This is a genomic window from Phytoactinopolyspora endophytica (genome assembly GCF_004138495.1).
GTDB classification, from domain to species: domain Bacteria; phylum Actinomycetota; class Actinomycetes; order Jiangellales; family Jiangellaceae; genus Phytoactinopolyspora; species Phytoactinopolyspora endophytica.
In genome coordinates, this window is the sequence record NZ_ML142866.1 from 60,814 (window position 1) to 70,165 (window position 9,352).

8 protein-coding genes are annotated in these 9,352 nt (G+C 67.2%); 5 read left to right on the forward strand and 3 right to left on the reverse strand.

What is annotated here, in order from left to right:
* Window positions 1-114: 114 nt before the first annotated feature.
* Window positions 115-1,476, reverse strand: a complete 1,362-nt coding sequence (locus ELR45_RS27225) for a class II 3-deoxy-7-phosphoheptulonate synthase (protein ID WP_240760186.1) — start codon at window positions 1,474-1,476, stop codon at window positions 115-117.
* Window positions 1,477-1,768: 292 nt separating this feature from the next.
* Between ELR45_RS27225 and ELR45_RS27230 the strand changes: the two genes are divergently transcribed.
* Window positions 1,769-2,983, forward strand: coding sequence for a pyrophosphate--fructose-6-phosphate 1-phosphotransferase (locus tag ELR45_RS27230; RefSeq protein WP_129669132.1), 1,215 nt, complete (start codon window positions 1,769-1,771; stop codon window positions 2,981-2,983).
* A 140-nt stretch (window positions 2,984-3,123) separates the two neighbouring features.
* Here the strand turns inward: ELR45_RS27230 and ELR45_RS27235 are convergent, their stop codons facing one another.
* Window positions 3,124-5,229, reverse strand: a complete 2,106-nt coding sequence (locus ELR45_RS27235; RefSeq protein ID WP_129669133.1) for a penicillin-binding transpeptidase domain-containing protein — start codon at window positions 5,227-5,229, stop codon at window positions 3,124-3,126.
* Between the two features lie 5 nt (window positions 5,230-5,234).
* Window positions 5,235-6,083 carry a hypothetical protein gene (locus ELR45_RS27240; protein WP_129669134.1) on the reverse strand — a complete coding sequence of 283 codons (849 nt, stop codon included), beginning with the start codon at window positions 6,081-6,083 and terminating at the stop codon, window positions 5,235-5,237.
* Between the two features lie 87 nt (window positions 6,084-6,170).
* Here ELR45_RS27240 and ELR45_RS27245 point away from each other — a divergent pair, with 87 nt between their 5' ends.
* From ELR45_RS27245 to ELR45_RS27260, 4 genes are all read left to right on the forward strand, one after another.
* Window positions 6,171-7,139, forward strand: a complete 969-nt coding sequence (locus tag ELR45_RS27245; RefSeq protein ID WP_129669135.1) for a LysR family transcriptional regulator — start codon at window positions 6,171-6,173, stop codon at window positions 7,137-7,139.
* 49 nt (window positions 7,140-7,188) lie between these two features.
* Window positions 7,189-8,079, forward strand: coding sequence for a serine hydrolase (locus ELR45_RS27250; protein WP_129669136.1), 891 nt, complete (start codon window positions 7,189-7,191; stop codon window positions 8,077-8,079).
* A gap of 115 nt (window positions 8,080-8,194) precedes the next feature.
* Complete coding sequence (locus tag ELR45_RS27255; RefSeq protein ID WP_129669137.1) at window positions 8,195-8,632, forward strand: hypothetical protein; 438 nt, start codon at window positions 8,195-8,197, stop codon at window positions 8,630-8,632.
* A 55-nt stretch (window positions 8,633-8,687) separates the two neighbouring features.
* On the forward strand, window positions 8,688-9,335 hold the full coding sequence (locus tag ELR45_RS27260) for a DUF305 domain-containing protein (protein ID WP_205857361.1): 648 nt from the start codon (window positions 8,688-8,690) through the stop codon (window positions 9,333-9,335).
* The last annotated feature ends 17 nt before the right edge of the window (window positions 9,336-9,352 follow it).

The window sequence follows — 9,352 nt, forward strand, 5'->3', positions numbered from 1 at the left end:
TGAAATGAACAGCATGTGTCCGCTTCCGGGTGCAGGACGCGGATGCGGATACGGACGCGACGATCCGAACAGCTCGCGGAACTCCACAATCCTCAGCCCGCAGACCCAGAAACCTCAGCTCGCGGTATCGAGGAGCTCGGCGACGAGGAAGGCGAGTTCCAGGGACTGGGTACGGTTCAGCCGCGGGTCGCACACCGTCTCGTAGCGGCTGGACAGGCCGTCCTCGGCGATCGGGTCTCCCCCGCCGACGCATTCGGTGACGTCGTCGCCGGTGAGTTCCACGTGAAGGCCACCCGGGTGGGTCCCCTGGGCGATGTGCACCTCGAAGAAGCCGCGCACCTCGTCCATGACGTCGTCGAAACGGCGCGTCTTGTGTCCGCTCGGCGCCTCGTAGGTGTTCCCGTGCATCGGATCGCACACCCAGGACGCGACTAGACCGCTGGCCGAGGCTTTCTGGATGAGCGGCGGCAGCGCGTCGCGGATCTTGCCCGCACCCATCCGGGTGACGAACGTCAGCCGGCCGGGTTCACGCTCCGGGTCCAGTTTCTCCGCCAGCGCCATCAGGTCATCCGGCGACGTCGTGGGGCCCACCTTCACCCCGATGGGGTTGCGGATACGGGAGGCGAACTCCAGGTGAGCGCCGTCGAGCTGGCGGGTGCGCTCACCGACCCACACGAAGTGGCCGGATACGTCGTACGGTGCCTCAGTGCGCGCATCGACCCGGGTCAGCGCCGTCTCATACTCCAGTAGCAGCGCCTCATGGCTGGAGTAGAGCTCAACAGAGCGCAGGCTCTCCGACTCGATGTCGATCGCGCGCATGAACCGCAATGCCTGGTCGATGCGTCCGGCCAGCCGCTCGTATCGCTGACCGGCCGGCGAAGTCCGCACGAAGTCCGTGTTCCAGGCGTGCACCTGATGGAGATCGGCGAAGCCGCCGCCGACGAACGCGCGGGTGAGGTTCAAGGTCGCCGCCGACGCGTGATACGCCCGCACCATCCGCCGCGGGTCGGGCACCCGCGCCGCCTCGGTGAACTCGAAGCCGTTGACGATGTCGCCGCGGAACGCCGGCAGCGTCACCCCGTCACGGGTCTCATTGGCGTTGGAACGCGGCTTGGCGTACTGGCCGGCCAGCCGCGCGACCTTGACCACCGGCATGCTCGCGGCGTAGGTCAGCACGATGGCCATCTGCAGCAGCGTCTTGAGCTTGTTGCGTACGTTCTCCGCGGTGACCCCGTCGAACGTCTCCGCGCAGTCGCCGCCTTGCAGCAGGAAGGCCTCGCCCCGGGACACGGCCGCGAGCCGTTCCCGCAGCTGGTCACACTCACCGGCGAACACTAGCGGGGGCATGGTCCGAAGCTCGCCAACCGCCTGCTCGGCGACCGGCTGACTTGGCCATTCCGGCTGCTGAGCGGCGGGCAGCCCGTGCAGCGCCGTGGTCAGTTCCGTGAACAGCTCAGAATCCGCGTGCGAGGTCACGCGGCCAGGGTAAGCCTTCTTCCGCCATGCGAGCGAAACATCCCAAGGTCTGGACGCTAGCGCAGGGTGGGCCATACAAGTGCCGCGCGCCGCTGGCGCCATCCCCGCCGAGCTGTACTAGGGTGACCGTCGGGCCATGAGAGGTCCCGATGACACACCGGCGCCACCGCGGTGATGCGGTCCGACGAGGGCCGCGTGCGCTCGGTGCAGCTGCCGATGGTGTGTCGAGGCCTCGAGCACGACGATGTGCGCGCCGGCGCCAGAGGTTCGAGTGCGGAAGGGTTCTTGAGTCATGTCCGATCAGCCGATTCGTAAGGTCGCGATGCTCACCGCTGGAGGGCTGGCGCCATGCCTCTCCTCCGCTGTCGGCGGACTGATCGAGCGCTACACCGAGATTGCTCCTGACGTTGAGATCATCGGTTACCTCGACGGTTATGCCGGCCTGCTCACCGGCAGGTCGATCACGGTGACGCCCGAGATCAGGGCCACCGCCCATCGCCTGCACCGGTTCGGTGGCAGCCCCATCGGTAACAGCCGGGTCAAACTCACCAACGTCGAGGACGCCGTGAAGCGCGGGCTCGTCAGCGAAGGCCAAGATCCCTTGCACGTGGCGGCCGAGCAGCTCACTCGCGACGGCGTCGACGTCTTGCACACCATCGGCGGCGACGACACCAACACGACCGCTGCCGACCTCGCCGCATACTTGAAGTCCAACGGCCATGAGCTGACCGTCGTCGGCCTCCCCAAGACGGTGGACAACGACGTGATTCCGGTCCGGCAGAGCCTGGGCGCCTGGACCGCCGCCGAACAGGGCGCCGCCTACGCGCGCAACATCATCTCCGAGCACTCGTCGAACCCACGCATGCTGGTCATCCACGAGGTCATGGGCCGCAACTGTGGCTGGCTCACCGCCGCCACCGCCCGTGCCTACCGCGGCTGGCTGGCCACCCAGGAATGGGTGCCGGAGCTGGGCAACGACCCGCGCCGCTGGGATGTGCACGCCGTCTACGTGCCCGAGCTCAAGCTGGACATCGAGGCCGAAGCCGGGCGGCTGCGCGCGGTGATGGACCAGATCGGTTGCGTGAACATCTTCCTGTCCGAGGGCGCCGGCGTGGAGCAGATCGTCGCCGAGCTCGAGGCGAGCGGCGCCGAGGTCCCCCGCGACCCGTTCGGCCACGTCAAGATCGACAAGATCAACCCCGGCGAGTGGTTCGCCAAGCAGTTCGCGGACCTCATCGGTGCGGAGAAGGTCAACGTGCAGAAGAGCGGCTACTTCAGCCGGTCCGCTGCAGCCAATGTCGACGACCTTCGGCTGATCAAGAGCTGCACGGACTACGCCGTGGAGTGTGCGCTCCGGCGTGAGGACGGGCTGATCGGGCACGACGAGGAGCACGGTGGCCGGCTTCGCGCCATCGAGTTCGATCGCGTGAAGGGCGGGAAGGCCTTCGACGCTTCTACGGCGTGGTTCGCCGATCTGCTCTCCGCCATCGATCAGCCGGTCCGATAACAGGCCTGACCGCGGCTACCGCCTCGGCGACGAGCCACTGCTTGTGCTTGTTGAGTGTCAGTTGCGTCAACGGCCGGTTTTGCAGGCCGTACGCGTCACTGACACTCAACAAGCAGTCGGCTTTATCGTGAGCGCTGAGCTCACAGGCCGGTGAGGAACTCCTCCAGCAGCGGCCCAGCGGTCTGCGAGCCCGACTCGCCGTCCTCGACGAACACCGCGACCGCAAGGTCCCCCTGAATCGCAATCATCCAGGCATGCGTGCGCGGCGGCGTGTCGGTGCCGTACTCGGCCGTCCCCGTCTTCGCGGCGACGGGATCGCCCGGCACGTTCTGCAGGAACGACGCGCTTCCGCCGTCAACGACGCTGCGCATCATCTGCCGCAGCTGGGACGCCTCGTCACTTGCCAGCGACGATCCGCCGTCGCCACTGTCGCCGTCGCCATCGTCGCTGGCGACCTCCTCCAGCAGCCGCGGAGTGACCGTCTCTTCCGCTGCGACCGAAGCTGCCACGGTCGCCATCCCCAGCGGCGACGCCAGCACCTCGCCCTGACCGATCATCGAGGCGGCATGCAGCGTGCCGTCCGCGTCAGAAGACACCTCACCGAGGAACGACGCGAAGCCCAGGCCGGCCTCGCTGTTCAGCCCCAGCGACGTGGCGGCATCGGCGAGATCACCCTGCGGCGCCTCATCGCGCGCACCGATGAACGCTGTGTTGCACGACTCCGCCACCGCCGTCTCCAGCGGGATGTCACCGAGCGCGCTGTCGGGGTAGTCGCTGTAGTTGCCGAACTCTCTGCCTTCCACCTCGATCGTCGAGGGGCATTCGACGGTGCTGTCCGGCGCCACCCCCGCGCGCAGCAGCGCCAGCGATGACGCCACCTTGAAGGTCGAGCCCGGCGCGTACTGACCAAGCGTCGCCGTGGAGTATCCCTCGCTCCCCGGACCGCTCGCCGCGGCAAGGATATCGCCGGACGACGGTTCGACGGCGACGATGGCGCTGGCGGGCTCGACGTCGGCGAGCACCGACTCGGCGTGCGTCTGCGCGTCCACGTCGAGGGTCGTGACCACGTCCTCCCCCGCTACCGGCTCACTGTCATGCATGACCGTCGAGTCGCCTTCTTCCGGCACGAGCTCGACGACGACGCCTGGTGCGCCACGCAGCGTCTGGTCGTACTGCTGCTGCAAGCCGGACAGGCCGACGACGTCTCCGGCCTGAATCTGACCATCCGACTCCTCGATAATCTCCTCAGTCGCTTCGCCGACGGTGCCCAGGATCGGACGGGCGAACTCGCGGGTCGGCGCCAGCGACATCGTGTCCTCCAACGCGGCCGCGCCATCGATTTCGGCGATATCGCCGAGCAGCGGTTCGGCATCCGGCGCCCGCAGCGTGACAGCCTCGATGAATGCCCGTTCACCGGCAGCGACCACCCGGTCGCTGAGACTTCCCGGATCGACATCGATCAGGTCGGCGAGTTCTTCGGCCGCACCGGCCATGGTCCCCTCGTCGGTACCGTCGTCGAACCGCGTCTTGTCGATTCCGATCCGGTACACGTCTCGCTCCGTGACCAGGACCTCGCCGTCAGCCCCGAGGATGTCGGCACGTTCCGGATCGCTGCGGCGGACTCGTAACCGGTCACCGGCTTCCAGGTCAGGATGGAGCAGAGCGGGTGACCACTCGACCTGCCATTCCTCCTCGTCGCCTTCGCTCAGTGTCAGCACCGCGGTGGTCGTGTACGCCCAGGTCTCGTCATCGCCGGCAGAGTCGTCGCCCTCAGACTCATCGTCACTCTCGGCTTCATCGCTACCGTCGGCCTCGTCGTCACCCTCGGCCTCGTCGTCACCCTCGGCCTCGTCGTCACCCTCGGCCTCGTCGTCACCCTCCGCTTCACCACTTCCGTTGCCGGCGAGGTCCCAGGACACATCGAAGGTGACGGACCACGCGTCGTCGTCCTCCCCTTCCGGAACGATGGCGCGCACGTCCACGGAGCGTTCCGCGCCGTCCATGCCCTCGGTCATCTCCTCAACCTCGGCTTCGACGTCCGCCGCCGGCGTTGCGGCCAGGGGCACATCACCGAACTCCCCCGAGGCAAGCGCCGCCGCCAGCGAGTCTGCGGCCGGATCAGGCTGCGGCGGGTCGTCACTGCAAGCGGCCAGAACCAACACCACTGCCCCGGTCACAGCGGCCACGCTCCCACGGACCGTCGTCCCGCGCGTGCGCCCGCGACCGTCCGTCGTTCGCATCGTCATCCGGCTCACCAGTGGTGCCCCCCGCCGGCCGCGGAGGACGCCGAACACCCAACCTCGCCTGGCTCGAGGCTGATCCGGCGCGGACGCCACACCGTCACCTCATCCGGCACCACTTGCGCCATAACGCACGATCTATCGCGCCCGATCGCCACGCCGACCGCATCGTCCACAGTCACCACCCAGTCATCTCCTGTCACAATATCGTCGCTGCTCAGTATCTCTTTGGGATCAACGTCCGGCCCGTCGAGCGCGTTCTCCACGGCCTCCGTGTACGCCGACCGTACCGCGTCGGCCACCGCATCCTCCGAGACGTTCCCTCCCGCCGCCAACGGCTCCAGGCTGTCTCGCAGCACGTCGTCGATCCCGGCCGGAAGTGTGGGCACAACAGGTGCGGGGCCGATCTCGATGACCGGCGTGGACGGGCATTCATCCAAGCGCTGGGGCTCGTGGTCATCCATGTCACCGAACTCCCACCGATAGCAGGCGCTGATCTCGTATATCTCCCCGATGCCCGACATCCAACCGGTACTCTCCTGCCGTTCCCTGCGCAGCCGGAGGACGACGCCAGGTGATTCCTCGCCCGGCGGACCCGACAGTTCAAGCGCCTCGACATCACGTCCCGGTCCATCGGCGAGACGGGCATATGCTTCCGGGTCCGGTTCGCGGTTGCGGACCATCACCAGCCCGAGCTCGGCGGCGTAGTCGTCCAGGAAGTCCACGTCGCCCAGGTTTCTGGCGCCGTCCACCGACTCCTTCTCAGCATTGACGTGATTGACGACGACAACCGTGGTCAGCACGGCAGCCGCGCCGACGCTGAGCAGCCCGATACCCCACCTGCGTGCTTTGCGTCCCACAGGTCATGACCCAACCACGAGCGCATCCCCTCCGTCCAATACGGATATCGGTTCCCGATATGTCTACATCAGATATCGTTACTGCTCGTGGACCTTGTCAGGCATCTGGAGTACTTCACCACCGTTGCGCGTGAGCGACATTTCGGGCGCGCTGCGCAACGTCTGGGCATCCGCCAGCCACCGCTCTCCCAGGGTCTGAAACGCCTCGAGACCGAGCTCGGGCTCCACCTGTGCGAGCGGGACAGCCGAGGGGTGACGCTCACCGAGGCGGGCCATGCCCTGCTGCCCGCTGCACACCGCGTGCTGGACGAGGTCGAACAGCTACGTCTGCTCGCCCGCCGCCAAGAGGAACCGGCCCGGACCCGGATCACCGTACGGATCGCACCCGGTCTCGGGAGCAATCACTACGCCGCGCTCGTCGCAGCGTGTCACCGAGTCGCACCCGACGCCGACGTGGACGTGACCGAGCAGCCCACCACCGACCAGCTCGGCGATCTTCACAGCTCACGCGCGGACATCGGTGTCCTTCGCGAGCCGGCGGTGGCGCGAGGCCTGACCCTGGGGCCACAGGTTGGCGTAGTCCTGAACTGCCTCCTTCCGGCCGCCCATCCCGCCGCTCAACCGACCGCGGAGACCAGCTACGTCAGACTGCGCGATCTCACCGGCCACCACCTCGTCCTGCCTCCGCGTCACCAGGCGCCCGCGGCTTACGACGATGTCGTCGCCACCTGCGAACGCCACGGATTCCTTCCCGAGTCGATCGACGATGTCGGCGACGAACGCCTGGTCCGCGGCCTCGTCGCGTCCGGAACACATGTCAGCTTCACGACCGACAGCCCTGGCAGCGGCAACGGCGAAAGCGTCGTCGTACCCATCGAGAACGAGCCCCTCACCCTGCTCTTGCGGCTCGCCTGGCGCGGCGAACTGCGCGACCCCATCGAAGGGCTTCCGTCCGCGATCGTCGGCGCACTGCTCCGACGCGACGACGCCGACACATCTCTGCGGCCGGCGCATACCCCACGAGCTGTCTCCGAACTACCCAGAACGACGACATGATCGCGCGCCGGTCACATCTGCCCCGCCCTAGCCAGCCCAGGCCGCGAACATGAACGAGAATACCGTCCAGAGGATCCAGCGCTGCTTCGACGACGCCGGAGTCTTCGGCCATCTGCATGCCACCGCTCTGCACGACCGCCGCCGGGAGATCGGTGTGCTCCCCGACGAGCAGGTGGTCCTGGCATCCGTGTTCAAGCTCCCCCTCGTGATCGCGTTCGCCCAGATGGTCGACGCGGGCGAGATCGACGCGGCTGAGCAGACGACTCTCGACGCCAGCGAGCGCAGCCCAGGCCCGACCGGGTTCGCCGCCATGGTCGACCCAGTGACGGTCTCGTGGCGAGACGCCGCCCGATCGATGATGGCGGTCAGCGACAACGCGGCGGCCGACGCCCTGCTCGATGTCGTGGGTCTCGGTCGGGTGAGCGGGGCGCTCGACAGCCTGGGCGCACGCTCGACCCGAATCGTCAGCGGCATCCGCGACTTCTACACCACCCTGGTGGAGGACTGCGGAAGCACCTCCCTGGGCGAAGCGATCCGGTATATCCAGAGCGTGACGTCTCTCGCGGACCTCGCCAGCTTCGACCCGGCCAATCCACGGAACAACGTCGGCACCTGCCGCGACATGACGAGGATGCTAGAGGCCGTCTGGCGTGACCGCGCCGCGTCGAGCGAGCAGTGCGCGTTCATCCGCGGCGTCATGGCACAGCAGGTGTGGGCACAACGGCTCTCCGCGGCGTTCCCGTTCGACGACGTGGTCGTGTCCGGCAAGACGGGAACCTTCGTCGCGCTGCGCCACGAGGCCGGTGTCGTCGAATACCCGAACGGAGAGTCCTATGCGGTCGCCGTCTTCACAATGTCCACTCGCGCACGCTTGATCTTGCCCGCGGCCGACGCCGCCATCGCGCAGGCGGCCAAGCTCGCCGTCGCCGCACTACGCTGACCATGCCCGCCGTCGCCTCGCCACGCTGACCATGTCCGCAATGCATACCCCCGTCACCCGTCGCCCGTCGGCTTCATGGTTGTGGGTAGGCTCGTCGCTCGTGTGGAGCACAGCCGTGAGGATCTACCGGCAGGTCGTTCGCCTCGCACTGCTCGGTCTCGCCATCGTCGCCGTCGTCGCGATGCATCACGTCGCAGGGCCGGCGCCGTCAGGTACCGACAGCGCACCCAGCGCGGCCGCACATGTCGTCACCTCCACCACACCCGGGCTCGACATCCACGTCGCCCCGCCGGGTGACGGCCAACATGGTCACGGCGAAACCACAGGTTCCGGCACCCCCAGCCATTCCCCGGTGGACCATCTCATCTCCTTGTGTCTGGCAGCGCTGACCGCCGCGACGCTGACGGCGATCCTCTGGATTCTCACCAGCAGGATGACGCTGCTGGTCATGCCGCGGCTGCGTCACTGGGTGCGGTTGGCCGTCCCACGGCGCCCGCCGCCACGGCAGCATGGATTCGCATTGCTGCTGACCCTCTGCGTGATCCGGACCTAACTGCCACGTCGTCCGTGGACAAACCCGGGTCACCAAGCACACCATCAGCAGAGAGATGACACAGACGATGCAACGCTCTTCCACCATCATGTTCCGCAGGCTCACGTACTGTGCCGCCGGCGCCGCACTCCTGGTCGCCGGCCTTGCCGCCTGCTCCAACGACGACAACAGTGACGCCGATGCCGATGTCACGTCTGATACCAGCCACAACGACGCAGACGTCGCGTTCGCTCAGGAGATGATCCCGCATCACGCCCAGGCGATCGAGATGTCAGAGCTGGTTCCGGATCGCGCCGAGTCACCAGAGGTGCAAGCCCTCGCCGAGGACATCGAGGCGGCCCAGCAGCCAGAGATCGATCTCATGTCAGACATGCTCGTAGGCTGGGATGAAGATGTCCCCGACATCGAAGGCAGCGATGGCGAGGGCAGCGATGGCGGCCACGAGGGCCACGGCGCCGACGATATGCCAGGCATGATGAGCCACGACGAGATGGCCGAGCTTGACGCCGCCACCGGAGCGGACTTCGACCGGATGTGGTTGACCATGATGATCGAACACCACGAAGGCGCGATCACCATGTCAGAGGACGTTCTGGCCGATGGCACCGACACCGATGTGGGCCACCTTGCCGAAGAGATCATAGACGTCCAGCAGGCAGAGATCGACCAGATGCAAGGACTGCTGGAGGGCCTCCCGTCATGAGGACTCGGAAACGCATG

What these genes read in the sequence shown, in the direction of transcription:
- ELR45_RS27235 (WP_129669133.1), bottom strand. Translation starts at nt 5,229, where the DNA reads ATGACGATGCGAACGACGGACGGTCGCGGGCGCACGCGCGGGACGACG.
- ELR45_RS27260 (WP_205857361.1), top strand. Translation starts at nt 8,688, where the DNA reads ATGACACAGACGATGCAACGCTCTTCCACCATCATGTTCCGCAGGCTC.
- ELR45_RS27250 (WP_129669136.1), top strand. Translation starts at nt 7,189, where the DNA reads ATGAACGAGAATACCGTCCAGAGGATCCAGCGCTGCTTCGACGACGCC.
- ELR45_RS27230 (WP_129669132.1), top strand. Translation starts at nt 1,769, where the DNA reads ATGTCCGATCAGCCGATTCGTAAGGTCGCGATGCTCACCGCTGGAGGG.